Source organism: Marinovum sp. E3 (assembly GCF_055755275.1).
Genome location: NZ_CM146908.1, coordinates 2078857 through 2104288 on the forward strand (window position 1 = coordinate 2078857; position 25432 = coordinate 2104288).

Sequence of the window (25432 nt, forward strand, 5' to 3'; positions counted from 1 at the left end):
GGGAGAAATCTTTTAGGGTCACGGAAAATGAAAAGAGGTTGGGGGACCTGTTGGCCAGATTCGACAGATACATGCTGTCGCAGCTCTTCATGCTTTTCGGCTTTTTCGCGCTGGTTCTGGTCGCGGTCTACTGGGTCAACCGGGCGGTGATCCTGTTCGACCAGTTGATCGCCGACGGGCACTCGGCCTTTGTCTTTCTCGAATTTACCGCCCTGTCGCTGCCGCAGGTGATCGGCATGGTTCTGCCGATGGCGACATTCGCGGCGGCGATCTATGTCACCAACCGCCTGTCGGCAGACAGCGAGCTAACGGTAATGCAGGCCACCGGCTATTCGCCCTGGCGGCTGGCGCGACCGGTGCTGATCTACGGGCTGCTGCTGGCGCTGATGATGTCGGTGCTGACCCATCTGCTGATCCCCGCCAGCCTCGAGAGGCTGAAAGAGCGCGAGCGCGAGATCGCCGGATCGATCAGCGCCCGGCTGCTGCGCGAAGGCACCTTTCTGCACCCGGCCGAAGGGGTGACCTTCTACATCCGCGAGATCTCGCCCGAGGGCGAGCTTGCCGATGTCTTTCTGTCGGATGTGCGCAACGCCAACCGCCACATCACCTATACCGCCGAAAAGGCCTATCTACTGCGCGACGACGACGGCCCCAAGCTGATCATGCGCGACGGCATGGCCCAGGTGCTCACACCCGACACCGGCCAGCTCTCGACCACCAATTTCGCCCAGTTCTCGCGCGATATCAGCGGCCTGATCGCCCAGAACGGCCAGGGTCCGCGCAAGCTGCGCTATGTGCCGACCTGGGAGACGCTGTTCGACACGCTGGCGGTAGCCGAAGAGGTCAACGACCCGCCGGGCGAGGTGCTGCTCGAGGGCCATCAGCGGATTTCCCAGGCGCTGGTCACCATCGTGGCGGCGCTGATCGGTCATTCGGCGCTTCTGGCCGGCGGGTTCAGCCGCTTCGGCGTCACCCGGCAGATCGTTCTGGCGGTGTTCCTGCTGGTGGTGGTGCAACTGGTCGAAGGCGCGATGACCGAGCCGGTCCGCGGTGACATGACGCTCTGGCCCCTGGCCTATGTACATGTGGCGATCGGGCTGGTGATCGCCCTGGCGCTCTATTGGCGCGCCGATCATCCGGCGGCGTTTCGGCGCAGGCGACCGAACGCGCCGGCGGCGGAGGGCGCGGCATGACGCTTCACACCTATTTCGCGCGCCGCTTCGCCACCATCTTCTGCGGCATGCTGGCGATCTTTTTTCTCTTCGTCATGCTGCTTGACCTGGTCGAGCAACTGCGCCGGTTCGACGAGGATGTGGGCTTTGCGCAGGTGTTGCAAGTCACCCTGCTCAACACCCCCGAAGGTCTCTATCAGATGCTGCCGCTGGTGATGATCCTCTCGGCGATTGCGCTCTGCCTGGCGCTGGCGCGGTCGTCGGAGCTGGTGGTCAGCCGCGCCGCCGGCCGCTCGGGCCTCTCGGCGCTGACCGGGCCGGTGATTGTCGCGGTGCTGATCGGCGGCCTCGCGGTGGCCGTCTTCAACCCGATCGTCGCCGCCACCTCGCAACGCTATCACGACCTGCGCGAACTCTATGACAGCGGCGGCACCTCGACGCTGTCGATCGGGCGCGAGGGGCTCTGGCTCCGGCAGGGCGACGTCATGGGCCAGACGGTGATCCATGCCGCGCGCTCCAATCCGACGGCGACGGTGCTGCATGACGTGACCTTCATCGCCTATGCAGCCGACGGCGGCCCGGTGCGGCGCATCGCGGCGGACGAGGCGGCATTGGCCACCGCGCAATGGGTGCTGAAGAACGCCAAGGTCTGGCCGTTGGTGGCCGGGCTCAACCCCGAGACCAACGCCGCCGTGCATGACGAGCTGCGCCTGCCCTCGACCCTGACGCAAGAGCGCATCCGCGACAGTTTCGGCAAGCCCTCGGCGGTGTCGATCTGGGATTTGCCCGAGTTCATCGCCCAGCTCGAAAACGCCGGATTCTCGGCCCGGCGTCACGCGGTCTGGCTCCAGATGGAGCTGGCACGACCGGTCTTCCTGGTCTCGATGGTGCTGCTTGGCGCCGCCTTTACCATGCGCCACGCCCGCTTTGGCGGCACCGGCCTGGCGGTGCTGACGGCGCTGCTGCTGGGCTTCGGGCTCTACTACCTGCGCAACTTCGCGCAGATCCTTGGCGAAAATGGCCAGGTTCCCGCCATTCTCGCCGCCTGGGCGCCACCGGTGGCGGCGGTGCTGATCGGCCTCGGCCTCATACTTCACATGGAGGACGGCTGATGCTGCGCCGCCTGACTTTCGCGCTGTGTCTTGCGCTGACGCCCCTGGCCCTGCACGCGCAGGAGGCAGAGCCCGACCCGGCGCTCCTGGTGGCCGATACGGTGGTGGTGACGCCCGACGAACGGCTGATCGCCGAAGGCAATGTCGAGGCGCTTTACGACGGCACCCGCATCTGGGCGCGGCGGATCACCTATGTCAGCGAGACCGACAGCCTGATCATCGAAGGCCCGATCCGCATCGACGACGGCGAAAGCGTCGTCATCCTCGCCGATGCCGCCGAGCTGGATTCCGATCTGGAAAACGGGCTGCTCGGCGGCGCGCGCATGGTGCTCGATCAACAGCTTCAGCTTGCCGCGGTGCAGCTGGCGCGGGTCGAGGGACGGTATACCCAGCTTTCCAAGGTCACCGTCACCTCCTGCCAGATCTGCGGGCCGAAAGGCGTGCCGCTCTGGTCGATCCGGGCGCGGCGGGCGATCCACGATGAAGAGGCGCAGCAGCTCTATTTCGATGGCGCCACCTTTCGGGTGCTCGACGTGCCGGTGATGTACATCCCGCGGCTGCGGCTGCCCGATCCGACGCTCGAGCGCGCGCGCGGCTTCCTGTTTCCGTCGATCCGCACCACGACCGAGCTGGGCAGCGGCATCAAGCTGCCCTATTTCATTCCGCTCGGCGATCACGCCGACCTGACTGTGACGCCCTATCTGTCGCAGGAGACGCGCACGCTCGAGCTGCGCTACCGGCAGGCCTTCGTCAACGGCGACATCGAACTGAACGGTGCGCTGACCCGCGACACCGTCCTGCCTGACGAGACACGCGCCTATCTCTTTGGCGAAGGGGTCTTCGATCTCGGCAACCGGTATGATCTGAGTTTCAACTTCGAGGTGACGTCCGACGAATCCTATCTTTCGGAATATGATTATTCCGGCAAGGACCGGCTCGACAGCGAGGTTTCTCTCAGCCGCACCACCCGCAACACCAACCTGCTGGCCGAGCTGGTGCATTACAACACGCTGCGCGACAACGAGCTGAACTCGACCCAGCCGACCATCATCCCGGATATGCGCTACGAGCGCCGCTACCAGATGGCCAACGGCCTCGGTGGCGAACTGCGGCTCGGGCTGCTGGGCCATAGCCACATCCGCTATTCCGAATCCGACGTGCGCGGCCGCGACGTGAGCCGCGCCGGAGCCGAAGCGACATGGCTCAACCAGTGGACCTTCGGCACCGGTCTCCAGATGGCGGCACAGGCCGGCCTGGCGCTGGATCAGTTCTCGACCGGGGACGACACCACCGTCACGGATGTCGACAGCTCGGTCACCCCCTCGGCCGCCCTGACCTTTCGCTATCCGTTTCTGCGCAGCGCTGGCGGCGGCGCGCGCCAATTGCTCGAACCGGTGGCCCAGATCGGCTGGATCGGCGGCCGCGATGCCGATGTGGCCAACGACGAAAGCACCCGGCAGGAGCTTGACGAAGGCAATCTGCTGTCGCTGTCGCGCTTTCCCGCCGAAGACCGGCGCGAGCGCGGCCTGGCTTCGGTGCTGGGGCTGCGCTTCCTGCACAAGGCGGCCAGCGGATGGGAAGCGGGGCTGGCGGTGGGCCGGGTCTATCGCAGCACGCAGAACGATGACTTCACCGCCACCTCGGGGCTCGACAATGCCGCCTCGGACTGGCTCTTCGCCACCCATTTCCGCAACACCGACGGGCTTTACATCCAGTCGCGGACGCTCTGGGACGAGCAGGGCGAAGTCAGCAAATCCGCCGCCCGCGGCGCCTGGTCGAACGACCGGATCGATCTTGGCGCCTCATTCATCCTGCTGCCCGCCGACACCGACGAGGATCGGGACGAAAAAGTGGCGGAATGGACCTTTGACGGCTCTTATCGGTTCAACCGCCACTGGACCGTCTCCGGCGATGCGCAATACGACATCGCCGACAACCGCGCTGTCGAGGCCGGCCTCGGCCTCGCCTATCGCAACGAATGCATCGAGGCGGCGTTCACCGCCGACCGGACCTTTGCCGATTCATCCAATCTGGACCCTTTCACCACTTATGGTCTAACTGTAACGCTAAAAGGGTTCAGCACCGGCGGCGACGCCGGAAGCTACAGCAGGACATGCAAACAATGATTTCACGATTTTTCCGGACCGCGGCCGCGGCGCTTCTGATCGCGCCGCTGATGCCCCTGCCCGTTCCGGCCCAGGGGCTGTTCTCGCCGGCCATCAAGGTCGATGAAATGGTGATCACCAATTACGAGATCAATCAGCGCATGGCCTTTCTCGAAGTGCTGCGCGCGCCCGGCAACCCGCGCGATCTCGCCCGTGAACAGCTGATCGAGGACCGCCTCAAGCTGCGCGAGGCCGAGGCGCTGGGCATCACCGTTTCGCCCGAGCAGATCGCCGCCGGAATGGAGGAATTCGCCGGCCGCGCCAATCTGACCGCCGATCAGCTGATCGCCGAGCTGTCGGGGCTGGGCGTCTCGGCCGAGACCTTTCGCGATTTCGTCCGGGCCGGGGTGGCCTGGCGCGAGGTGGTGCGGGCGCGGTTTGCCGGATCGGCGCAGGTCAGCGAGGCCGAGATCGACCGCGCCCTGAACGCCGCCGGGGGCGGCTCTTCGGTGCGGGTGCTGCTGGCCGAGATCATCATGCCGGCCCCGCCCGCCGAGGCCGAGGCGGTGATGGCCCGGGCGCAGCGGATCGCGCGGACCACCTCGGAGGCCGAGTTCGCCGCCGCCGCACGGCAGTATTCCGCCACCGCCACCGCCCGTTCGGGCGGCAAGCTGCCCTGGCAGCAGATCGAGGATCTGCCGCCGGTGCTGCGGCCGCTGGTGCTGGAGCTCTCGCCCGGTGAAGTGACCGCTCCGCTGGCCATTCCCAATGCCGTCGCGCTGTTCCAGCTGCGCGCGCTGGAAGAGACCGAATATGCCCCGCCGAGCTATTCGGCTGTGGAATACGCCGCCTATTACATGGCCGGCGGGCGCAGCGAGCAGACCCTGGCCCAGGCCGCTGGGATCACGGCCCGGATCGACACCTGCGACGATCTTTATGGCGTGGCCAAGGGCCAGCCCGAAGAGGTGCTCGACCGCAGCACCCTGCCGCCCGATCAGATCCCCGACGACATTGCCATCGAACTGGCCAAGCTCGACCCCGGCGAAACCTCGACCGCGCTGACCCGCGCGGGGGGCGAGACCCTGGTGCTTCTGATGCTCTGCGGCCGCAGCCCGGCGGTCGAAGAGGCGCCCGACCGCGAGGCCGTGACCACCGGCCTGCGCAACCGCCGCGTCGGCACCCTGTCCGAGAGCTTTCTGGAACAGCTGCGCGCCGATGCGCGGATCGTGGAACTGGAATGAGCCCGGCCCTGCCCGTTGCGCTGAGCTGCGGCGAGCCGGCGGGCGTCGGCCCGGAACTTGCGCTGCGCGCCTGGGAGGCGTTGCGCGACCGGGTGCCGTTCTTTCTGATCGGGGACGCCGGCCATCTTGGCCAGGGCGCGCCGCATGTGCGCATCGCCGACCCGGCCGAGGCGCCGGCGGCGATGGCGCGCGGCCTGCCGGTGCTGCACCGCGATTTCGGCCCGCCGGTGACGCCGGGCCAGCCCCGGGCCGCCCATGCGCAGCCGGTGATCGATGCGATCGCCGAAGGTGTCGCGCTGGTGATGGCCGGCCGCGCCCGGGCGCTCTGCACCGCGCCGATCCACAAGCAGGCGCTGGCCGAGGGGGCGGGGTTCGCCTATCCCGGCCACACCGAATACCTGGCCGCGCTGGCCGGCGTGCGGCGGGTGGTGATGATGCTAGCCGCCCCGGCGTTGCGGGTGGTGCCGGTGACGATCCACATGGCGCTGGCCGAGGTGACCGGGGCGCTGACGCCCGCCCTGCTGGAAGAGACCCTGCGCATCACCCACGACGGGCTGCGCCGGCGCTTCGGCCTGAGCGCCCCGCGGATCGCGGTGGCCGGCCTCAACCCCCATGCCGGCGAAGGCGGGCGGATGGGGCGCGAGGAGATCACCACCCTCGCCCCGGTGCTCGACCGGCTGCGGGCCGAAGGGTTCGACATCACCGGACCGCTGTCGGCCGACACGATGTTCCACCCGGCGGCCCGCGCGCGCTATGACGTGGCGGTCTGCATGTATCACGACCAGGCGCTGATCCCGATCAAGACGCTGGATTTCGACCGGGGGGTCAATGTGACGCTCGGCCTGCCTTTCCTGCGCACGTCGCCCGATCACGGCACCGCCTTCGACATCGCCGGCCAAGGCCTGGCCAACCCGGCGTCGCTGATCGCGGCACTTGAAATGGCGGGCGCGGCGGCGCCGCCGGCGTCGTGATGCGTATTTTTGAAAGAGAAGAAGCCTGATGGCCACGATTGACGACCTGCCGCCGCTGCGCGAGGTGATCACCGATCACGGGCTGGTGGCGAAAAAGGCGCTGGGGCAGAACTTCCTGCTCGACCTCAACCTTACCGCCAAGATCGCGCGGCTGGCCGGCGAGCTGTCGGGCTGCGACGTGCTCGAGATCGGCCCCGGCCCCGGCGGGCTGACCCGGGGCCTGCTGGCCGAGGGGGCGCGCAAGGTGCTGGCGATCGAAAAGGACGCGCGCTGCCTGCCGGCGCTGGCCGAGATCGGGGCGCGCTATCCCGGCCAGCTCGAGGTGATCAACGGCGACGCGCTGGAGATCGATCCCGGTCAATACCTGATGCCGCCGATCCGCATTGCCGCCAATCTGCCTTACAACGTCGGCACCGAGCTTCTGGTGCGTTGGCTGACGCCGCCGGAGTGGCCGCCGTTCTGGCAGTCGCTGACGCTGATGTTCCAGCGCGAGGTGGCACAGCGCATAGTGGCCGAACCGGGATCGAAAACCTATGGCCGCCTGGCGATCCTGTCGCAATGGCGCGCCGATCCGCGCATCGTGCTGCATCTGCCGCCCGAGGCCTTTTCGCCGCCGCCCAAGGTGTCTTCGGCGGTGGTGCATCTGACCGCCCTGCCCGCGCCGCGCTTTCCGGCCGATGCCAGGATCCTGCAAGAGGTGGTGGCGCGCGGCTTCAACCAGCGGCGCAAGATGCTGCGGGCAAGCCTCAAGGGGCTACATCCCGGCATCGAGGATCTGCTGCGCGCCGCCGGGATCAAACCCACCGAGCGGGCCGAGCAGGTCTCGCTCGAGGCCTTCTGCGCGCTGGCCCGCGAGGTGGAAGCCGCACGGCGCTGAGCCCGGCCGTTCTTGCTCCCCGTCCCGGACCCCGATCCGGGACCTCGCCGCCGTATCGCCCATCTGCCATGAGGCCCCGGACCCCGATCCGGGGCGCGTGGGATCCCGGGGGCGCAAAAGCAAAGGGCCGCTCCTCGGAGCGACCCTGTGCAATGTCATGTGTCAGGCGCCGCCGAGGTTATTCGGCCGCCTGCGACGGCTCGTCCTTGGCCGGGGCATCGGCGGAAGCGTCCTTGGCCGAGCTGTCCTTGGCCGGGGTGTCCTTGGCAGCGGCGCGGCGCGTTGGCCGCTTGGCAGGAGTTTCCTTGGCCGGGGTATCCTTGGCCGAGGCGTCCTTGGCAGAGGCGTCCTTGGCAGAGGCATCCTTGGCCGGCGCCTCGCCGCCCGCCTCTCCCTCGGGCTTCTTGCGCGCCGGCTTGCGGCGGCTGCGCTTGGGCTTGTCTTCCTCGACCTTGCTCTCCGGCGTCTCGACCAGCGTGCTGTCGGCGTCGGTGTCGGAAACATCGAGCACATCGGGCTGCGGTGCCTCGCTCGGATCGGCGGCCTCGGAGGGCTGCGGATTGCCATTGCCGTTGCCGTTCGAGGATTCGCGCTCCTGCCGTTCGGCCCGCTCGCGATCGCGCTGTGCCTGCCGCTCGCGGTTCTGGCGCTCCTGCTCCTCGCGCTTGGCGTCCTGTTCCTTCTGCGCCTCGCCCAGAAGCCTCAGGTAATGCTCGGCGTGCTGCTGGAAATTTTCGGTCGCCACCCGGTCACCGGCCAACTGGGCATCGCGTGCCAGCTGGTTGTATTTGTCGATGATCTGCTGCGGCGTACCGCGCACCTTGCCTTCGGGCCCGGAGCTGTCGAAGACCCGGTTGATGATATTGCCACCAGAAGGCTTGTTGCGGTTCGATCGCGACCGCGACCGTGACTTGGATGATCTCATTATACTGTTATCCAGCCCGTTTTTGGATAGTCTCTAGCCGGTGTGCCAAACGCGATGCTATGGCGCGGTGCATTCGGCAATCATGCTCTTGTGCGGCGAGTGTCTCGCGGGGCGCAATACGCGACCCATCTGCGACGACACCCAAGCACTAACCACGACAAGCCCGGCCTTACAAGGGGGTAATTGTCGCATTCCCCGCCCGAAACCGCCAAAAGCGGCAGATTTGCACCGATTTCGAGCGAAATTCACTGAATCTTGCGAGCGCTAACGGCCCGGTCGCGGCCATCGAGATCCTGGATCACCACCACATCCGACAGCCCGCCCTCGCGCATCAGCACCGCCACGGGAAAGGCCTGCTGCCAGCCGATCTCGACCAGCAGCCGGCCGCCGGGTTCGAGAAACTGGCCGGCGCTGGCGGCAATGGCGCGATAGGCCGAGAGGCCGTCGGCCTCGTCGGTCAGCGCCAGGCGCGGCTCATGCGCCAGCTCCGGCGCCAGCGCCGCCATCTCGTGATCGGCGATGTATGGCGGGTTCGAGACGATCAGATCAAAGCTGCCGTCGACCTCTGCGAACCAGTCGCTCTGGCGCAGGAGCGCGCATTCCGACAGGCCCAGCATCGCCCGGTTGCGCGCCGCCACATCAAGCGCGGCGGGCGAGACATCGACACCCAGCCCCCAGGCGCCCTGGCTTTCGGCCAGCAGCGTCAGCAGGATACAGCCCGTGCCGGTGCCGAGATCGAGCAGCCGTTCGAACGGCTGGGCCAGCGCCGCCTCGATCAGGGTTTCGGTTTCCGGCCGGGGGTCGAGCACATCCGGCGTGACCGCGAATTCGCGGCCGTAAAACATCCGCTTTCCAGTGAGATGCGAGACAGGTTCCCGGGCCGCCCGGCGCGTGATCAGATTGTCGAACCGCGCCGCCGCTTCGGGATCGACCGGTTCCGGCAGCACCAGCGTCAGCCGCCCGGCCTCTTGCCCCAGCGCATGGGCCAGAAGCCGGCGGGCATCGTTGCCGGCGCCGTCGATCCCGGCGGTCTTGAGCGCGCGCGTGCCGCGCGCCAGCAATTCCGAGCCGGTCATGCCATCGCCGCCAACTGGGTCGCCTGGGCATCGGCCGTCAGCGCATCGACGATCTCGTCGAGATCGCCCTGCATCACCTGGTCGAGTTTGTAGAGCGTGAGGTTGATGCGATGATCGGTCATTCGGCCCTGCGGGAAATTATAGGTACGGATACGTTCGCTGCGGTCACCGGAGCCGACCTGGGATTTGCGGTCGGCGCTGCGTTCGCTGTCGACCCGGCTGCGCTCGAGGTCGTAAAGCCGCGTCTTGAGCACCTGCATGGCAATCTCGCGGTTGCGGTGCTGGCTCTTCTCGGAGCTGGTGACGACGATGCCGGTGGGGACATGGGTGATCCGCACGGCCGAATCGGTGGTGTTGACGTGCTGGCCGCCGGCGCCCGAGGCGCGCATGGTGTCGATGCGGATATCGCCGGCGTCGATCTGGATATCCACATCCTCGGCCTCTGGCAGCACCGCCACGGTGGCGGCCGAGGTATGGATGCGGCCGCCGCTTTCGGTGGTGGGCACGCGCTGGACGCGGTGCACCCCGGATTCGTATTTCAGCCGGGCAAAGACGCCCTCGCCTTTCACATGCGCCACCACTTCCTTGATGCCGCCCAGCTCGGTGGCGTTTTCCTCGATGATCTCGAAATTCCAGCCCCGGGCCTCGGCATAGCGCTGGTACATGCGCAGCAGATCGCCGGCAAAAAGCGCCGCCTCTTCGCCGCCGGTGCCGGGCCGGATTTCGACGATGGCGGGCCGGGCATCGGCCTCGTCGCGTGGCAGAAGCGCCAGTTGCAGCGCGTGCTCCGCCTCGGGCAGGCGCTTTTTCAGCACCGGCAGTTCCTCTTCCGCCAGCTCGCGCATGTCGGGATCGGCGAGCAGCGCCTCGGCTTCGGCCATGTCTTCCAGGAGCTGGCGCCAGGCGGCGATCTGGTCGACCACCGGCTTGAGATCGGAATATTCCTTGGCCAGCGCCGCGATCTCGCCGGCATCGGCGCCGGCGTTCATCCGGGCCTCCAGATATTGGAAACGGTCTTCGATCTGGCGCAGGCGGTCTTCGGGAATCATGCGGGGAGGCTTCTGCCGGTCAGAATTGTCAGGTTTGGGAGTTTCGTGATAAACTGCTCTCATGGTGAGAGGAAGTACCCTTTTGTGGCTGCTTGCGGCGCCTGCCCTGGCCGATGTGACGGGCCCGGGCGGACGCACCGTCGATTGTTACTGCACCGACCGAAACGGCGCCCGCGTGGAGCTGGGCCAGACCATCTGTCTTCAGGTCGATGGCCGCATGTTCATGGCGCAGTGTCAGATGTCGCTCAACGTGCCGATGTGGCGCGAGGTGGCGCAGGGCTGTCTCGGCGCCTCACAGAGCGGCGAGCCAACCCTCGATGCGGGCGCGGTTGACGCCAAGATCTGACTTGCCGTACCGGGCCCGGCTGAACACCTCGAGCTGCGCGCCCTGCGGCGTCTCGGTCAGGCTGAGGGTGGTGTAATCGGGATACCCCATCAGCTTGCTGCGCGTGACATAGGTGATCCGTCCCTCTTCGAGCGAACCGGCCAGCACCTCGGTGCGGGGGGTGGCGCGAATGACGGCATCGAATGCGGCGAACCGCTCTTGCCCGCCCTCTGCCAGCGGTTCCCGGTAGACATGGCTGTTGGCGCCACCGTGGTGGCCGGGATCGGTGAGGCTCGAGGTGACATGCCAGCGCGCCGGGTCGTCGGGCGCGAAGCGCACCCAAACCGCCCCGGCCACCACCGCGCCGCCCAGAAACAGAAGGGCAATATATATGATCTTCATGTAGTTACGCGCCTTTCTTCAGGTGGTTCCAGCCCCAGAGACAGATCAGCTCTGTCGCCACATGGGCGCCGGCGATGGCGGTCGCGCCGGTGGTGTCAAAGGGTGGTGAGACCTCGACGATATCGCCGCCGACCATGTTGATGCCGGCCAGCGCGCGCAAGGCGACGGCGGCCTGCGCGGTGGTCAGCCCGCCCCAGACCGGCGTGCCGGTGCCAGGCGCATAGGCGGGATCGAGGCAATCGATGTCAAAGGTCAGGTAGGTCGGGCTGTCGCCGACGATCTCACGCACCCTGGCGGCGGTGTTTTTCGCCCCGTTTTCATGCACATCCCGCGCATCGATAAGGTGCATCCCGTGGCGATCCGGGTTGTCGGTGCGGATGCCCACATGCACCGAGCGCGAGGGATCGACGAGCCCCAGCTTGATCGCCTTGTAAAGAAAGGTGCCGTGGTCGATGCGGTCGAGATCGTCATCGGTCCAGGTGTCGGAATGGGCGTCGAACTGGATCACCGAAAGCGGGCCGAAGACCTCGGCATAGGCCTTGAGGATCGGCAATGTGATGAAGTGATCGCCGCCCAGCGTCACCGTGCCGACGCCCTTGGCCAGGATGCCGGAAATATGGCGTTGCAGCGTTTCGGGAAATTCGGAGACCTTGGCATAATCGAAGGCAAGATCGCCGTAATCGACAATCTTGAGCTCTTCCATGGGGTTATATCCCCAACCATAGGGCGCGTCAGGGCTTTGCAGGGCGCTGGCCTCGCGAATGGCGCGCGGGCCGAAACGGCTGCCGGGGCGGTTGGTCACCGCCTGATCGAAGGGCACGCCGGTCACCGCCAGGTCGACTCCCGAGAGATCCTTGCTGTAGCGCCGGCGCAGGAAGGAAGTGGCGCCGCCAAAGGTGTTCTCAAAGCCGAGCCCGGTGTAACTTTCCCGCGTAAATGCCTCGTCTACCTTGGTTTTTGCGTCTTCCAGCGCCATGGTCATTCCCTTTCGGATCGGCCGGGGTCTGGACTTCGTGCCCGCCTCGCGACAGGGTGCAGACAATCGCAAATGACCGGGGGCTGCAATGGCTGACGACGCTTTGATCCAGGATCCGCAGGGCGGCATGCCGCGGCTGCTCGAAATCATGCGGCGGCTGCGCGATCCCGAAGCCGGCTGCCCCTGGGATATCGAACAGGATTTCAGCACCATCGCGCCCTACACCATCGAAGAGGCCTATGAGGTCGCCGATGCCATCGAACGGCAGGATTGGGGCGAACTGAAAGGCGAATTGGGCGATCTGCTGTTCCAGTCGGTGTTCCATGCGCAGATGGCGCAGGAGGCCGGGCTGTTCGACTTTGACGACGTGGCCAACACCATGTCCGACAAGATGGTGGCGCGGCATCCGCATGTGTTCGGCGCCGAGAGCCGCGAGAAGAGCCCCGAGCAGCAGACCCGCGACTGGGAGGCGATCAAGGCCGCGGAACGGGCGGAAAAGGCGCAGAAAGGCGCGCTCGATGGCGTCGCGGTCGGGCTGCCGGCACTGCTCCGCGCGTTCAAGTTGCAAAAACGCGCGGCGCGGGTGGGGTTTGACTGGCCCGAGACCGAACAGGTGCTCGACAAGATCGCCGAAGAGGCGCGCGAGCTGGTCGAGGCGCGCGAGAGCCTGCCGCAGGACAAGGTCGAAGAGGAGATGGGCGATCTGCTCTTTGTCATGGCCAATCTCGCACGGCATCTAGCGGTCGACCCCGAGGCCGCGCTGCGCCGGGCCAATGCAAAATTCACGCGCCGTTTCAAATCGATAGAGGCCGCACTTGCAGCGCAGGGCAGATCAACGGCCGACTCGGACCTGGACGAGATGGATGCGCTCTGGGACGCCGCGAAGGCGGCCGAACGGCGGGCCGCGGAATGATCCGGTCGCGCGCCGCCTGACACATTCTGGCGGCAAACCGCTTATGGACTCTCGGCGCCGCGATTGACAAGTTGGCGCGCAAACAGCCCTGCCCTGAACGAGGTCCCATGACCCAACGCAAGATCATCATCGACACCGACCCCGGACAGGACGACGCGGTGGCGATCCTTTTCGCCCTGGCCAGCCCCGAAGAGATCGAGGTGCTGGGCATCACCGCCGTGGCCGGCAACGTGCCTCTGGCGCTGACCGCCAAGAACGCCCGCATCGTCTGCGAACTGGCCGGCAAGCCGGAAACCCCGGTCTTTGCCGGCTGTGACAGCCCGATGAAACGGCGGCTGGTGACGGCCGAACATGTGCACGGCAAGACCGGGCTCGACGGGCCGGTGCTGCCCGATCCGACGATGGATTTGCAGGAAATGCACGCCGTAGATTTCATCATCGAGACCCTGCGATCCGAGCCCGAGGGCACGGTCACGCTTTGCCCGCTGGGCCCGCTGACCAATATCGCCACGGCCTTTGAACGGGCCCCCGACGTGGCCGCGCGGGTGCGCGAGATCGTGTTGATGGGCGGCGCCTATTTCGAGGTGGGCAACATCACACCCGCCGCCGAGTTCAACATTTACGTCGACCCGGAAGCCGCTGATATCGTGTTTAAATCCGGCGCACAGATCACGGTGATGCCGCTGGACGTGACCCATAAGGCGCTGGTCACCAAGGCGCGCAACGACGCGTTCCGTGCGCTGGCAACGCCGGTCGGCGTGGCGGTGGCCGAGATGACCGATTTCTTTGAACGTTTCGACAAGGAGAAATACGGCTCTGACGGCGCGCCGCTGCATGACCCCTGCGTGATCGCCTGGCTGCTCAAGCCCGAGCTGTTTTCCGGCCGCAAGATCAATGTCGAGATCGAGACCGGCTCTGAACTGACGCTCGGCATGACCGTGGCGGATTGGTGGCGGGTGACCGACCGGCCGGCCAATGCGCTGTTCATCGGCGATGTGGACGGCGACGGTTTCTTTGCCCTGCTGACGGAAAGGCTGGCCCGCCTATGAGCACCAGATTGCACCTCGCCGGACCGGACGACATCGAACGGCTGATGCCGCTGACCGCCGCATTCTGCGCCGAGACCGGCCTCGAGACCGATGACGACCGGCGCCGCGCCGCCGTTCTGCCGTTGCTCGAAGGCTCGCCGCATGGCGCGGTCTATCTGATCGGGCCGCAGAAGGCGCCGGTGGGCTATATCATCCTCAGCTTCGGCTGGTCGCTCGAGTTCGGCGGCATGGACGGCTTTGTCGACGAGCTCTACATCCGCCCCGCCGTGCGTGGCCGCGGCATGGCGACCGATGTGCTCTATTCCCTGCCGCGGGCGCTGCGCGATGCCGGGCTCAAGGCGCTGCATCTGGAGGTGAAGCGCGAGGACAAATCCGCCCAGCGGCTCTATCGCAAGGCGCATTTCGAGCTGCGGGACGGCTATTCCCTGATGTCGCTCAAACTGTAGGCTCTGGCTCTGTGGCGGGCCGCGTGCTACCGCTGAAGACACCGGGGCCAAGGCAGGTAGCACGATGAATTTTCTGCAAATCACATCCCTGCTGATTGTTCTGGCGGGGCTCTTTGGCGCGATCAACTATCTTGTCCTGAAGCTGCCCGCCGCGATCGGCATTCTGGTCGTGGCGCTGCTGGCCTCTTTCGGGATCATGGCGCTCGATCTGGCGCTGCCGGCGCTGGGGCTGGCCGATACGGTGCGGGCCGCCGTGCAGGGGCTGGAGTTCTCCGACGCGCTGCTCGAAGGCATGCTGGGGCTGCTGCTCTTTGCCGGGGCGCTGCATGTGAAGCTCTCGGATCTGCGGGCGCAATGGCGGATTGTCTTTCTGATGGCGACGCTGGGTGTGGGCCTGTCTACGGTGATCGCGGGCTTCGGCTTTTTCTGGATCACCGGCATGCCGCTGCTGGTGGCGCTGGTCTTCGGCGCGCTGATCTCGCCCACCGATCCGGTGGCGGTGCTCGGGGTGCTGCGCGAGGCCAATCTGCGCAAGGAGCTGGAAACCAAGATCGCCGGCGAGTCGCTGTTCAATGACGGTGTCGGCTATGTGGTCTTTCTGGTGCTGGTCGGCCTCGCCTTTCCTGTCGGCGGCGCCCATGACGCCGGGCTCGAGGCGGCGGCGCTGCTGTTTGTTCAAGAGGCGCTTGGCGGCGCGGTGCTGGGGATCGTTCTGGGCTGGCTCACCTTCCGGCTGATGCGGCGGATCGACGATTATTCGCTCGAGGTGCTGCTGACGCTGGGGCTGGCCTTCGGCGGCTATGAGCTGGCGGTCTATCTCCATGTCTCGGCGCCGATCATGGCGGTCTGCGCCGGGCTGCTGATCGGCGATATCGGTGCCAAGCACGGCATGACCGAAGAGACCCGCAACTATGTCGACGCCTTCTGGAAGCTGATCGACGAGATCCTCAATGCCGTGCTGTTCCTGATGATCGGTTTCGAGGTCTTCGCCCTGGCCTTCGACGTCGGCGACCTGATGATCGGGGTGATGTCGATCGCGCTGGCGCTGGTGGCGCGGCTGCTGGCGGTGGCGGTGCCGGTGCTGGTGCTGCGCCCGTTCCGCAGCTTTCCGCGCGACGTGATCCCGATCATGACCTGGGGCGGGCTCAAGGGCGGCATCTCGGTCGCGCTGGCGCTGTCTCTGCCCGAAGGGGAATGGAAACCGGTGATCCTGACGGCGACCTATGTGGTGGTGATCTTCTCGATCATCGTTCAGGGCCTCAGCGTGACCCGGCTGGCCAACCGGCTGGGCCGAGAGCCGGACCTCGTCTGATGGCGCTCTTTGTCTTCGATATCGACGCCGAGGGGCGGGCCCAGGCCGGCGCGCTGGATCAGGAGGTTGCCCGGGGGCACTGGCGCTGGGTGCATTTCGACCTGGCGGCGCCGGGTACGGTGGCGCGGGTCGGCCAGCTGGTTTCCGAAGAGGCGGCCGAGGTGCTGGTGCAGCCGGAAACCCGGCCGCGCTATCTGGGCCTGGGCGAGTCGCTGATCCTGATCCTGCGGGGGGCGAACTTCAACCCGGGGCAGCAGGCCGATGACATGGTCTCGCTCCGGCTCTGGGCCGGCCGCGACCTGGTGGTCACCCTGCGGCACCGGCCGATCTTTGCCGTGCGCGAATTGCAGGCCGATCTCGAGGCCGGCCATTGCCTGCCCGGCGGCCCCGGCGAACTGGTGGCCGAACTGACCGAGCGGTTGGTCGACCGGATCGAACAGGTCTCGCTCAAGCTTGACGATCAGGTCGATGCGCTGGAAGAGGCGATCCTCGATCCCGATTGCCCGCCCGATGTGCTTGCGCCGCTGCCCGAACTGCGCCGCGCCTCGATCCGCCTGCTGCGCTATCTGCGGCCGCAGAGCGAGACCCTGCGCCGGCTCGAGGCCCGCCCGCCGGACGGCCTCGCCCTGCCCCATGACGAGATCCGCGAGAGCGCCAACCGGGCGCAGCGCGCGCTCGAGGAACTGGACGCGGTGCACCAGCGGCTGGGGGCGCTGGCCGATCACCAATATGCCCAGAAGGCCGATCAGCTCTCGCGCAACGGCTACGGGCTGTCGGTGGTGGCGGCGATCTTTCTGCCGCTGGGGTTTGTCACCGGGCTGTTCGGCATGAACGTCGGCGGGCTGCCCTTTACCGACACGGCCTGGGGCTTTGCCATCGTCTGTTTCGGCATGGCCGGTTCGGTGATCCTGGTGCTGCTGGCGCTGCGCCTGTTGCGGCTGATCTGACGCCGGCGGGATTCCCCCCTTACTTGCGCGGCAAAACCTGCCAGAGTGGCGGCAATCCATTTCAACGGGAGGATATGACATGGGATTGATGGGCACTTTGGCCAAGGTTGCGCTGGGGTACGCCGCCGCACGCGGGGTGGATCACCTGAGCAGGAACCAGGGGCTCGGCGGCATGCTGGGCGGCGCGCAGGTGCCCTCGGGCGCGGCAAAGGCGCGCCAGAACCCGACCACCGAGGCCTTGGGCCAGATGCCCGGCATGGAGCAGATGCGCGGCATGATGGCCCAGATGCGCGAGAGCGGCGCCCAGAGCATGACGCAGGCGCAGGACATGTTTGCCAAGATGGTGGGGGCCGGCGGCGGCGCCGGGATGAACCTGCAAGAGATGATGGGCAACATGATGGGCGGCGGCCAGAGCGCGGACGCCAAGGGCAGCGGGTTGCTTTCGGGCGCCGGCGGCGCGGGGCTGGCCGGGCTGCTCTCGATGGCCGGCGGCGCCGCGGCGGCCCAGGGCAAGGGCGTGGGCGCGATGCTCGACCAGGTTTCCGACACCCCCGGCGCGCCTGAGGCGGAAGCCGCCGCCGGGCTGATGCTCCGGGCGATGATCCAGGCGGCCAAGTCCGATGGCGGGATCGACGCGGCGGAAAAGAAGAAGATCCTCGAAACCGTGGGCGAGGATGCCGACGCCGAGAGCCTGGCCTTCGTCAAGAAACAGCTCTCCGCCGAGGTCGACCCCGAGGCTCTGGCCCGCGACACGCCGGACGCGCAGAAGATGCAGGTCTATTCGATGTCGCTGATGCCGATCCGCGTGGATACCGAGGCCGAGGCGCAATATCTCGACACCCTGGCCTCGGAACTCGGCCTCGATCAGCAGACGGTGAACATGCTGCATCTTCAGATGGGGGTGCAACCGCTCTACGCCTGAGCCGCCGCCCCGATCTTTCGCCCGGCGTCACCGCCGCCGGGCAATACCCTGCCGGCGCGGCCAATCGGCGCTCTTGCCCTTTTTCATCCATCTGCGTAAACCGCGCCGGACGACTTCAGGCAGGACGATCCCATGCCCCTTCTGGTGATGAAATTCGGCGGCACCTCCGTCGCCACGCTCGACCGTATCCGCCGCGCCGCCAAACGGGTGGGCGTGGAAGTGGCCAAGGGCTATGACGTGATCGTCATCGTCTCGGCCATGGCGGGCGAGACCAACAAGCTTGTCGGTCTGGTCAACGAGACCTCGCCGCTCTTTGATGCGCGCGAATACGATGCGATCGTGTCGTCCGGCGAGAATGTGACCGCCGGGCTGATGGCGCTGACGCTTCAGGAAATGGACGTGCCGGCGCGCAGCTGGCAGGGCTGGCAAGTGCCGCTCAAGACCACCAACGCCCATGCCGCGGCGCGGATCGTCGAGATCCCGACCGACAACATCTCGGCGAAATTCGCCGAGGGCATGCAGGTGGCCGTGGTCGCAGGGTTTCAGGGCATCGGCCCCGACGGCCGCGTCACCACCCTGGGCCGGGGCGGCTCGGACACCACGGCGGTGGCTTTTGCAGCCGCCTTCGGCGCCGAGCGCTGCGATATCTATACCGATGTGGACGGCGTCTATACCACCGACCCGCGCATCTGCGAAAAGGCCCGCAAACTCGACAAGATCGCCTTTGAGGAGATGCTGGAACTGGCCTCCCTGGGCGCCAAGGTGCTGCAAACCCGTTCCGTCGAACTGGCAATGCGCTATAACGTCAAACTGCGGGTGCTTTCGAGCTTCGAGGAAATGGACGACGCGGCCGGAACGCTCGTCTGCGATGAGGATGAAATCATGGAACTCAATGTCGTCTCTGGCGTGGCCTATTCCCGTGACGAGGCCAAGATGACCCTGATCTCGGTGGCCGACCGCCCCGGCATCGCCGCCGCGATCTTTGGCCCGCTGTCCGAGGCCGGCGTCAATGTCGACATGATCGTGCAGAACATCTCGGAAGAGGGCCGCACCGACATGACCTTCTCCTGCCCCACCGATCAGGTGAAACGGGCGGAAAAGGCGATGGCCGACGCCAAGGCCGCGGGCGCGATCAATTTCCACGATATCGTCGCCGACACCGGTGTCGCCAAGGTCTCGGTGGTGGGGATCGGCATGCGCAGCCATGCCGGTGTGGCAGCCAAGATGTTCAAGGTACTCTCGGATGAGGGGATCAACATCAAGGTCATTACAACTTCCGAGATAAAAATTTCCGTGCTGATCGACCGGAAATATATGGAACTCGCCGTGCAAGCGCTTCATGATGCCTTCGAACTGGAAAAGGCGGCCTGACGCCAAAGCCCTGCGACGGGCCTAGGCAAGTCGGGTCCGAACGGGGAGATCGGTGATGCGACACGCGGCTTTTGCCGTCGCTTTGGGTGCCTGCCTGCCGCTTTCGGCGGCGGCGGAGCCACTGTTCTTTTCCTCGGTCACTTCGAATGACATCGATTATATCCTGACCGATGACCCCGATGCGCTGGCCTGCCTTGTCGACCGCGGCGATGGCCAGCGCGAAATGCCGGACAAGCGCGGCGGCCCGCTGATGGCCGAGGGCGTGCATCTTTTTGATGCGCGCTATCTCGATGGCGCGGTGGTGCCGATCTGGGCGCATCCCCGGCTGGGCGACCGCGACGCGGCCCTGGCGACGGTGACGCCGCTGGCCCATGCAATCGGCAAGCTGCCGGGGTTCATGCGCGCCAAGCTCGATCATGTGGTGCTGCTCGACGGCGACGAAAGCGCCTTTGCCGAGGATCGCGGGCGGTTCTTTGTGGTCTATGCCGAAAACCTCGCCCGCCGCATCGCCAGTCATGATCTGGAGGAAACGGTGTTTCACGAAAGCGTCCATGCCACGCTCGACCAGCCGCATGCCGCCTCAGAGGCCTGGCGCGCGGCGCAGCAGGCCGATGGCGGATTTCTCACCGGATATGGCGCCGAAAACCCGGACGGCGAGGATCTGGCCGAGACCCTGCTGATCGCCTATGCGGCGCTGCGCCATCCCGAACGGCTGCCCGCGGCGCTGACGGAACGGCTGCGCCGGCAGGTGCCGCACCGGCTCGCCTTTATCGAAAACCTGCTGACGCGGCTGGACCGGCCGGCGGCGATGCGCGACAGGGCCGCAGTTTGCGGTTAGACACAAGGGCCACACCGCGGCGTGACACCCGCCCATGACACTTCGGTCCGAATAAGGGGACATCGACATATGCCAGAAGGTACGGAAAGCGAAAGCCGCAAGCTTCTCAGACGCTTGCGCGACCTCATGGCGGAGGAAGCCGCCGGTCAGGAACGGCTCGACAAGATCACCCATCTGACCGCGGATTCGATGAAGACCGAGGTCTGTTCGGTCTATCTGTTCCGCGACGAGGACACGCTCGAGCTTTGTGCCACCGAGGGTCTGAAGGCGGAAGCGGTGCACCAGACCCGGCTGCGCGTCGGCGAAGGCCTTGTCGGCCGGGTGGCGCGGCAGGGCAATATCGTCAACACCGCCAATGCGCCGCAGGCGCCGGGTTTCCGCTACATGGCCGAGACCGGCGAGGAGATTTATTCCAGCTTCCTCGGCGTGCCGATCCAGCGGCTGGGCGAAATGCTCGGCGTGCTGGTGGTGCAGTCGAAAGAGGCGCGCGAATTCACCGCCGACGAGGTCTATGCGCTCGAGGTCGTCGCCATGGTGTTGGCCGAAATGGCCGAGCTGGGCGTCTTTGTCGGCGAGGGTGCAGCGCTTTCGGCGCGCCACACCCAGCCGCATCTGATCCGCGGCATCACCGGACAGGAAGGCGCGGCCGAAGGCTATGTCTGGCTGCACGAGCCGCGGGTGGTGGTCACCAATCCGATCGCCGACGATCCGCACCGCGAGCTGGAGCGGCTGAAAGAGGCGGTCGACGAGCTGCGCGTCGGCGTCGACCAGATGCTGGCCGGCGCCATGGGCGGCGATGCCGAACAGCTCGAGGTGCTTCAGGCCTATCGCATGTTCGCCAATTCCCGAAGCTGGATGCGCCGCATGGAGGAAGACATCTCGCGCGGTCTTTCGGCCGAGGCCGCCGTCGAGAAAGAGCAATCCGCCGCCCGCACCCGGTTGGGCCAGGTGCCCGACGCCTATCTGCGCGAACGGCTGCACGACCTCGACGACCTGTCGAACCGACTGTTGCGCATTCTGACCGGTCAGGGCAGCGCCACCGGCGCCGAGATGCCCGATGATCCGATCCTGATCGCCCGCAACATCGGGCCCGGCGAGCTCTTGGAATACGGCCGTCAGCTCAAGGGTATCGTGCTCGAGGAAGGCGCGGTCGGCAGCCATGCCGCCATTGTCGCGCGGGCGCTGGCGATCCCGCTGGTGCTTCAGGCCAGCCGCATCACCACCGAGGCGCTGAACGGCAATCACATCATGGTCGATGGCGATCAGGGGGTGGTGCACCTGCGCCCCGACGACAATGTCGTCACCGCCTTTCGCGACAAAATGGCGATGCTGCACAAGGCGCAGGAGCGCTATTCCTCGATCCGCGACAAGCCGGCGGAAACGCTTTGCGGAAAGACGATCTCGTTGCACATGAACGCCGGGCTGATGGCCGATCTGCCTTCGCTGGAAAGTTCGGCGGCTGAAGGCGTCGGCCTGTTCCGCACCGAATTGCAGTTCCTGATCCGCAACCAGATGCCCAAGCGGACAGAGCTGGCGCAGATCTATTCCGGCGTGCTCGATGCCGCCAAGGGCAAGCGCGTGGTGTTCCGCACGCTCGACATCGGCTCGGACAAGGTGCTGCCCTACATGAAGGCCACCGACGAGCCGAACCCGGCGCTGGGCTGGCGGGCGATCCGGGTGGCGCTTGACCGTCCCGGCGTGATGCGGATGCAATTGCAGGCGCTGCTGCGCGCGGCCAATGGCCGGCCGCTGTCGGTGATGTTCCCTTTCATCGCGCAATACAGCGAATACAAGCAGGCCCGCGCCGAGATGGACAAGGCGATCGAGCGCGAAAAGATTCTCGGCCACCCCCTGCCCTCCAAGCTCGAGGTCGGCGCCATGCTCGAGACGCCGTCGCTGGCCTTTGCGCCGAACGCGTTTTTCGAGGAAGTGGAATTCCTCTCGATCGGCGGCAATGATCTCAAGCAGTTCTTCTTTGCCGCCGACCGCGAAAACGAGCGGGTGCGGCGCCGCTACGACACGCTCAACACCTCGTTCCTGAGCCTGCTGGAGATGATCATCGCGCGGTGCGACAGCACCGGCACGCAGGTCAGCTTCTGCGGCGAGGATGCGGGCCGCCCGATCGAGGCGATCTGCATGGCGGCGATGGGTCTGCGGACCCTGTCGATGCGTCCGGCCTCGATCGGGCCGGTCAAGCATCTGCTGCGGCGCACCAACCTCGACGAGCTGCGCGAGGTGATCAATGCCGAACGCAAGCGCGGCGCGGAATCGGTGCGCGATGCGGTGATGGAATACCTGCGCACGCAATAAGCCAAGGGATCGCATGCCGCGCCCGGATTTCGCGCTATACTCAGCTTCGTCCCCTTTGGAATCGGAGCCATTGCCATGTTGCGTCTTGCCCTGTTCGCCAGCCTGCTTGCCGGTACAGCCCTGGCCGAGCCGGGCTATTTCCGGGTCACCGATGTTGCCTCGGACGACACGCTCAATGTCCGCGCCCTGCCGGATGCGCACAGCGAAGACATCGGCGATCTGGCCCATGATCAGACCGCCGTCGAGGTGATCGACACCGACGAAAGCGGCGATTGGGGCCGGATCGTCTGGGAAGAGAGCCACGGCTGGGTGGCGATGCGGTTTCTGGAGCCCGACGACATCGCGATGATCGGCCAAAGCCGCCTGCCGCAGGGGCTGTTGTGCAGCGGCACAGAGCCGTTCTGGTCGATCCGCTACACCGGCGACACCGCGCTCTATTCGGATTTCAACAACAATTCCGCGACCTTGCCGCTGACCGATCTGCTCACCGCCGCCGGTCGAACGGGCTTTCCGGCGCTTCTGCGTCATGGCACCGGCGACGCGACCTCGACCGCGGTGATCCGTGCACAGCTCTGCTCGGACGGCATGAGCGACCGCGATTACCCCTATGCGGTCAGTCTGATGATCGAGGCCGGCAAGGACCGGATCCTGTTTGACGGCTGCTGCCAGCTGCCGCTGGAAGCGGGATCGCATTAACCCGCGAAAGCGGAGTTGCCCCCTTTCCATTCCCGCCGCCATATGGTCCTGTCGCGCCATGTTTCGTTTCGCGACCCTGTCTCCCCTGTTCTCAGCGGCGCCCATTGTGGCGCGTGATCTGACGCGCGCCTGTGCCGTGGTGGCGAAATGAGCGAGACCGTCAAGGCGGCGTTCTGGATGATCGGCGCCATCGTGTCCTTTACCGCGATGGCGATTGCCGGCCGGGCGGTGAGCCTCGATCTCGATACCTTCGAGATCATGATGTACCGCAGCCTGATCGGCTTCGTCATCGTGATCACCGTGGCCCGCGCCACCGGCACTCTGGGCCAGGTGACACGACGCAACCTGGGCGTGCACACAATCCGCAACCTCAGCCATTTCGCGGGCCAGAACCTGTGGTTCTATTCGATCACTGCGATTCCATTGGCGCAGGTCTTCGCGCTCGAGTTCACCTCGCCGCTCTGGGTCATCGTGCTGTCGCCGCTGATCCTCGGCGAGCGGCTGACACGGGTGCGGGTGCTGGCGGCGAGTATCGGTTTCGTCGGCATCCTGATCGTCACCCGGCCCAACCCCGAGACATTGGAATTCGGTCAGCTCACGGCGGCAATTGCGGCCATCGGCTTTGCCGGATCGGCGGTGTTCACCCGGCTGTTGACCCGGACCGAAACGATCACCTGCATCCTGTTCTACCTGACTGTAATGCAAGCGATTTTCGGCGTCATATGCGCCGGGTTCGATGGCGATATCGCACTGCCCACGGCGGCCAACCTGCCTTGGGTCGTGCTGATCGCCTTTGCCGGGCTGGTGGCGCATTTCTGCCTGACGACGGCGCTCAAGCTGGCGCCGGCGGCGGTCGTCATGCCGATCGATTTCGCCCGGCTTCCGGTGATCGCGCTGGTCGGCATGTGGTTCTACTCCGAACCGCTGGACCTCTTGGTCCTGCTGGGCGCGCTGGTCATCTTCGGCGGGAATTACCTCAATATCTGGTCCGCATCACGGGTTCGCGGGCCGGTGCGCGGAGTTGACGTAACAGAAAAGTAACGTCACGGAACAACCTAAAGTGTGACGTTGGGTCAGGAATTGACCGAAATCTGTCTCAGGAATTAGCGTTCAGCCAGGGAAGAGACAGGAAAATCCAGATGAAACATGTAGCAAGTGCCGCTTCTGCGGCCTGCCTTTTTGCAGGCATTGCTCAGGCCGGCGGCCTCGAGCGTGCGCGCCCCGCCGAGGCGATCCTTTTCGAGCAGGGCAATTACGTACAGTTCTCGTTTTCGCAGACCGATGCCGACGTGTCGGGCGACTATCCGGCCTTTGTCGGCGGCGGCAGCACCGGCGACATGTCGGACGCCACCCGGCACATTGGGTTCGGCCTCAAGATGGCGATCAACGACCGGCTCGATTTCGCCCTTCTGATGTCGCAGCCCTATGCGGCCGACGCGGCCTATGGCCAGGGCTTCTACGAGGGGCTGACCGCCAGGTGGAACAGCACCGCCGTCGATGCCATCGTGAAATACAACATGTCCGACCGCTTGTCGGTCTATGGCGGCGCGAGCCTGCTGACCTCTTCGGCCGACATCACCATTCCGGTGGCGCTGGGCAATATCGCCTCCGACCCCGACGGCCCGGCTCTGCTGGGCGGCGGCCCGCTGCCGGGCTCGATCGTCAGCGATTATTCGGCCTCCAGCTCGAAAGAGACCGACCTCGGCTTCATTCTTGGCACGGCCTATGAAATCCCCGATTTCGCCATGCGCGTGGCGCTGACCTATCGTTCCGAGATTGAACATGAATTCGACGCGCGCGAGACCTATACCCAGCTCAGCCTGCCGGGCGGCGTTCCGACCTTCTCGCCGGTGTCGACCACCACCGACACGCCGGTCATCATGCCGCAATCGGTGACCCTGGATTTCCAGTCGGGCGTGGCCCCCAAGACGCTGGTCTTCGGCTCGGTCAAATGGACCGAATGGTCGAAATGGCAGGTCAAGCCCGGCGCCTATGAATCGGAAACCGGCGGCGAGATCACCAGTTTCGACAATGACACCTTCACCTATCAACTGGGTGTCGGCCGTCAGCTCTCGGACCAATTCTCGGTCTTCGCCCGCGCCGGCTATGAATCCAAGAAAGGCGGCGAAAGCTCGCGCCTGTCGCCCACTGACGGCTATACCTCGATCGGTGTCGGCGGCAGCTACACCATGGGCAAGGCCAAGATCACCGCAGGTGTCGAACATGCCTGGCTGGGCGATGCGGAATCGGGCACGCCGACCGATTTCTCGGACAACACCGCCACCGGCTTTGGCATCTCTGTCGGCTTCGCATTCTGACTCCGACATAAAATCCGCTCACGGATTGGCCTCGCCTGCGTGCATCGCGGCGGGGCTTTTTCGTGGCGGGCGGGTGTGC

The 25432-nt window shown here is 66.0% G+C and carries 24 protein-coding genes; 19 read left to right on the forward strand and 5 right to left on the reverse strand.

The features are described from left to right. The first annotated feature begins 50 nt into the window (after positions 1-50). From lptF to rsmA, 6 genes are read left to right on the forward strand one after another with little or no spacing between them, the layout of a single operon-like run. Positions 51-1193, forward strand: a complete 1143-nt coding sequence (gene lptF / locus AC0J5K_RS10190; protein ID WP_244526419.1) for an LPS export ABC transporter permease LptF — start codon at positions 51-53, stop codon at positions 1191-1193. After that, on the forward strand, positions 1190-2284 hold the full coding sequence (gene lptG / locus AC0J5K_RS10195) for an LPS export ABC transporter permease LptG (RefSeq protein WP_048531143.1): 1095 nt from the start codon (positions 1190-1192) through the stop codon (positions 2282-2284). Before lptF ends, lptG begins: the two co-directional genes overlap by 4 nt. Next, on the forward strand, positions 2284-4410 hold the full coding sequence (locus tag AC0J5K_RS10200) for an LPS-assembly protein LptD (RefSeq protein WP_274563052.1): 2127 nt from the start codon (positions 2284-2286) through the stop codon (positions 4408-4410). Before lptG ends, AC0J5K_RS10200 begins: the two co-directional genes overlap by 1 nt. Beyond that, on the forward strand, positions 4407-5630 hold the full coding sequence (locus tag AC0J5K_RS10205; RefSeq protein ID WP_274563051.1) for a peptidylprolyl isomerase: 1224 nt from the start codon (positions 4407-4409) through the stop codon (positions 5628-5630). Before AC0J5K_RS10200 ends, AC0J5K_RS10205 begins: the two co-directional genes overlap by 4 nt. Beyond that, positions 5627-6601, forward strand: a complete 975-nt coding sequence (pdxA, locus tag AC0J5K_RS10210; RefSeq protein ID WP_048531137.1) for a 4-hydroxythreonine-4-phosphate dehydrogenase PdxA — start codon at positions 5627-5629, stop codon at positions 6599-6601. Before AC0J5K_RS10205 ends, pdxA begins: the two co-directional genes overlap by 4 nt. Positions 6602-6629: 28 nt before the next feature. Then, positions 6630-7478: a 16S rRNA (adenine(1518)-N(6)/adenine(1519)-N(6))-dimethyltransferase RsmA gene (gene rsmA / locus AC0J5K_RS10215; RefSeq protein WP_048531134.1), complete on the forward strand. Its 849-nt coding sequence runs from the start codon at positions 6630-6632 to the stop codon at positions 7476-7478. Between the two features lie 178 nt (positions 7479-7656). On the opposite strand, the gene AC0J5K_RS10220 is transcribed toward rsmA, so the two are convergent. The 3 genes from AC0J5K_RS10220 to prfA form a co-directional block, all read right to left on the reverse strand. After that, on the reverse strand, positions 7657-8403 hold the full coding sequence (locus tag AC0J5K_RS10220) for a DUF4167 domain-containing protein (protein ID WP_274563048.1): 747 nt from the start codon (positions 8401-8403) through the stop codon (positions 7657-7659). Between the two features lie 245 nt (positions 8404-8648). After that, complete coding sequence (prmC, locus tag AC0J5K_RS10225) at positions 8649-9479, reverse strand: peptide chain release factor N(5)-glutamine methyltransferase (RefSeq protein ID WP_048531131.1); 831 nt, start codon at positions 9477-9479, stop codon at positions 8649-8651. Next, positions 9476-10528, reverse strand: coding sequence for a peptide chain release factor 1 (prfA, locus tag AC0J5K_RS10230; protein ID WP_048531129.1), 1053 nt, complete (start codon positions 10526-10528; stop codon positions 9476-9478). The genes prmC and prfA overlap by 4 nt, the downstream gene beginning before the upstream one ends. 61 nt (positions 10529-10589) lie before the next feature. On the opposite strand from prfA, the gene AC0J5K_RS10235 reads away from it, so the two are divergent. Continuing rightward, positions 10590-10874: a hypothetical protein gene (locus tag AC0J5K_RS10235; protein WP_074835020.1), complete on the forward strand. Its 285-nt coding sequence runs from the start codon at positions 10590-10592 to the stop codon at positions 10872-10874. On the opposite strand, the gene AC0J5K_RS10240 is transcribed toward AC0J5K_RS10235, so the two are convergent. Then, on the reverse strand, positions 10821-11255 hold the full coding sequence (locus AC0J5K_RS10240) for a DUF1499 domain-containing protein (protein WP_274563042.1): 435 nt from the start codon (positions 11253-11255) through the stop codon (positions 10821-10823). The genes AC0J5K_RS10235 and AC0J5K_RS10240 overlap by 54 nt on opposite strands. A gap of 4 nt (positions 11256-11259) precedes the next feature. Next, entirely contained in the window at positions 11260-12231 is a 972-nt protein-coding gene (speB, locus tag AC0J5K_RS10245) for an agmatinase (RefSeq protein WP_074835023.1), read from the reverse strand. 88 nt (positions 12232-12319) lie between these two features. Between speB and mazG the strand changes: the two genes are divergently transcribed. From mazG to AC0J5K_RS10305, 12 genes are all read left to right on the forward strand, one after another. Next, on the forward strand, positions 12320-13144 hold the full coding sequence (mazG, locus tag AC0J5K_RS10250) for a nucleoside triphosphate pyrophosphohydrolase (RefSeq protein WP_274563037.1): 825 nt from the start codon (positions 12320-12322) through the stop codon (positions 13142-13144). Between the two features lie 107 nt (positions 13145-13251). Continuing rightward, a complete protein-coding gene (locus AC0J5K_RS10255) occupies positions 13252-14193 on the forward strand; it encodes a nucleoside hydrolase (RefSeq protein WP_274563035.1) in 942 nt (313 codons plus the stop codon). Then, entirely contained in the window at positions 14190-14639 is a 450-nt protein-coding gene (locus tag AC0J5K_RS10260) for a GNAT family N-acetyltransferase (protein ID WP_074835028.1), read from the forward strand. The genes AC0J5K_RS10255 and AC0J5K_RS10260 overlap by 4 nt, the downstream gene beginning before the upstream one ends. Before the next feature lie 64 nt (positions 14640-14703). Next, the gene (locus tag AC0J5K_RS10265; RefSeq protein ID WP_274563032.1) at positions 14704-15951 is read left to right on the forward strand and encodes a cation:proton antiporter; all 1248 of its coding nucleotides are present in this window, start codon (positions 14704-14706) and stop codon (positions 15949-15951) included. After that, positions 15951-16898 carry a CorA family divalent cation transporter gene (locus AC0J5K_RS10270; RefSeq protein WP_274563031.1) on the forward strand — a complete coding sequence of 316 codons (948 nt, stop codon included), beginning with the start codon at positions 15951-15953 and terminating at the stop codon, positions 16896-16898. The genes AC0J5K_RS10265 and AC0J5K_RS10270 overlap by 1 nt, the downstream gene beginning before the upstream one ends. 79 nt (positions 16899-16977) lie before the next feature. Further along, positions 16978-17820 carry a tellurite resistance TerB family protein gene (locus AC0J5K_RS10275; protein ID WP_274563030.1) on the forward strand — a complete coding sequence of 281 codons (843 nt, stop codon included), beginning with the start codon at positions 16978-16980 and terminating at the stop codon, positions 17818-17820. A gap of 132 nt (positions 17821-17952) precedes the next feature. Then, on the forward strand, positions 17953-19191 hold the full coding sequence (locus AC0J5K_RS10280; protein ID WP_048531112.1) for an aspartate kinase: 1239 nt from the start codon (positions 17953-17955) through the stop codon (positions 19189-19191). A gap of 55 nt (positions 19192-19246) precedes the next feature. Continuing rightward, positions 19247-20029 carry a hypothetical protein gene (locus tag AC0J5K_RS10285; RefSeq protein WP_274563026.1) on the forward strand — a complete coding sequence of 261 codons (783 nt, stop codon included), beginning with the start codon at positions 19247-19249 and terminating at the stop codon, positions 20027-20029. A gap of 69 nt (positions 20030-20098) precedes the next feature. Then, positions 20099-22339, forward strand: a complete 2241-nt coding sequence (ptsP, locus tag AC0J5K_RS10290) for a phosphoenolpyruvate--protein phosphotransferase (RefSeq protein WP_074835036.1) — start codon at positions 20099-20101, stop codon at positions 22337-22339. 75 nt (positions 22340-22414) lie between these two features. Beyond that, positions 22415-23035 carry a COG3650 family protein gene (locus AC0J5K_RS10295; RefSeq protein ID WP_048531107.1) on the forward strand — a complete coding sequence of 207 codons (621 nt, stop codon included), beginning with the start codon at positions 22415-22417 and terminating at the stop codon, positions 23033-23035. Between the two features lie 147 nt (positions 23036-23182). Next, positions 23183-24076: a DMT family transporter gene (locus tag AC0J5K_RS10300; protein ID WP_074835038.1), complete on the forward strand. Its 894-nt coding sequence runs from the start codon at positions 23183-23185 to the stop codon at positions 24074-24076. Between the two features lie 98 nt (positions 24077-24174). Beyond that, positions 24175-25353: an OmpP1/FadL family transporter gene (locus AC0J5K_RS10305; protein ID WP_074835040.1), complete on the forward strand. Its 1179-nt coding sequence runs from the start codon at positions 24175-24177 to the stop codon at positions 25351-25353. Positions 25354-25432 lie beyond the last annotated feature (79 nt).

Excerpts from the sequence above, each read along its gene's own strand:
- AC0J5K_RS10270 (WP_274563031.1), top strand. The coding sequence starts at position 15,951 with ATGGCGCTCTTTGTCTTCGATATCGACGCCGAGGGGCGGGCCCAGGCC.
- AC0J5K_RS10280 (WP_048531112.1), top strand. The coding sequence starts at position 17,953 with ATGCCCCTTCTGGTGATGAAATTCGGCGGCACCTCCGTCGCCACGCTC.
- AC0J5K_RS10300 (WP_074835038.1), top strand. The coding sequence starts at position 23,183 with ATGAGCGAGACCGTCAAGGCGGCGTTCTGGATGATCGGCGCCATCGTG.
- AC0J5K_RS10275 (WP_274563030.1), top strand. The coding sequence starts at position 16,978 with ATGGGATTGATGGGCACTTTGGCCAAGGTTGCGCTGGGGTACGCCGCC.
- pdxA (WP_048531137.1), top strand. The coding sequence starts at position 5,627 with ATGAGCCCGGCCCTGCCCGTTGCGCTGAGCTGCGGCGAGCCGGCGGGC.
- AC0J5K_RS10200 (WP_274563052.1), top strand. The coding sequence starts at position 2,284 with ATGCTGCGCCGCCTGACTTTCGCGCTGTGTCTTGCGCTGACGCCCCTG.
- AC0J5K_RS10285 (WP_274563026.1), top strand. The coding sequence starts at position 19,247 with ATGCGACACGCGGCTTTTGCCGTCGCTTTGGGTGCCTGCCTGCCGCTT.
- AC0J5K_RS10305 (WP_074835040.1), top strand. The coding sequence starts at position 24,175 with ATGAAACATGTAGCAAGTGCCGCTTCTGCGGCCTGCCTTTTTGCAGGC.
- prfA (WP_048531129.1), bottom strand. The coding sequence starts at position 10,528 with ATGATTCCCGAAGACCGCCTGCGCCAGATCGAAGACCGTTTCCAATAT.
- lptG (WP_048531143.1), top strand. The coding sequence starts at position 1,190 with ATGACGCTTCACACCTATTTCGCGCGCCGCTTCGCCACCATCTTCTGC.
- AC0J5K_RS10255 (WP_274563035.1), top strand. The coding sequence starts at position 13,252 with ATGACCCAACGCAAGATCATCATCGACACCGACCCCGGACAGGACGAC.
- AC0J5K_RS10240 (WP_274563042.1), bottom strand. The coding sequence starts at position 11,255 with ATGAAGATCATATATATTGCCCTTCTGTTTCTGGGCGGCGCGGTGGTG.
- AC0J5K_RS10295 (WP_048531107.1), top strand. The coding sequence starts at position 22,415 with ATGTTGCGTCTTGCCCTGTTCGCCAGCCTGCTTGCCGGTACAGCCCTG.
- ptsP (WP_074835036.1), top strand. The coding sequence starts at position 20,099 with ATGCCAGAAGGTACGGAAAGCGAAAGCCGCAAGCTTCTCAGACGCTTG.
- AC0J5K_RS10260 (WP_074835028.1), top strand. The coding sequence starts at position 14,190 with ATGAGCACCAGATTGCACCTCGCCGGACCGGACGACATCGAACGGCTG.
- speB (WP_074835023.1), bottom strand. The coding sequence starts at position 12,231 with ATGGCGCTGGAAGACGCAAAAACCAAGGTAGACGAGGCATTTACGCGG.
- mazG (WP_274563037.1), top strand. The coding sequence starts at position 12,320 with ATGGCTGACGACGCTTTGATCCAGGATCCGCAGGGCGGCATGCCGCGG.
- AC0J5K_RS10205 (WP_274563051.1), top strand. The coding sequence starts at position 4,407 with ATGATTTCACGATTTTTCCGGACCGCGGCCGCGGCGCTTCTGATCGCG.
- prmC (WP_048531131.1), bottom strand. The coding sequence starts at position 9,479 with ATGACCGGCTCGGAATTGCTGGCGCGCGGCACGCGCGCGCTCAAGACC.
- AC0J5K_RS10265 (WP_274563032.1), top strand. The coding sequence starts at position 14,704 with ATGAATTTTCTGCAAATCACATCCCTGCTGATTGTTCTGGCGGGGCTC.
- AC0J5K_RS10220 (WP_274563048.1), bottom strand. The coding sequence starts at position 8,403 with ATGAGATCATCCAAGTCACGGTCGCGGTCGCGATCGAACCGCAACAAG.
- rsmA (WP_048531134.1), top strand. The coding sequence starts at position 6,630 with ATGGCCACGATTGACGACCTGCCGCCGCTGCGCGAGGTGATCACCGAT.
- AC0J5K_RS10235 (WP_074835020.1), top strand. The coding sequence starts at position 10,590 with ATGGTGAGAGGAAGTACCCTTTTGTGGCTGCTTGCGGCGCCTGCCCTG.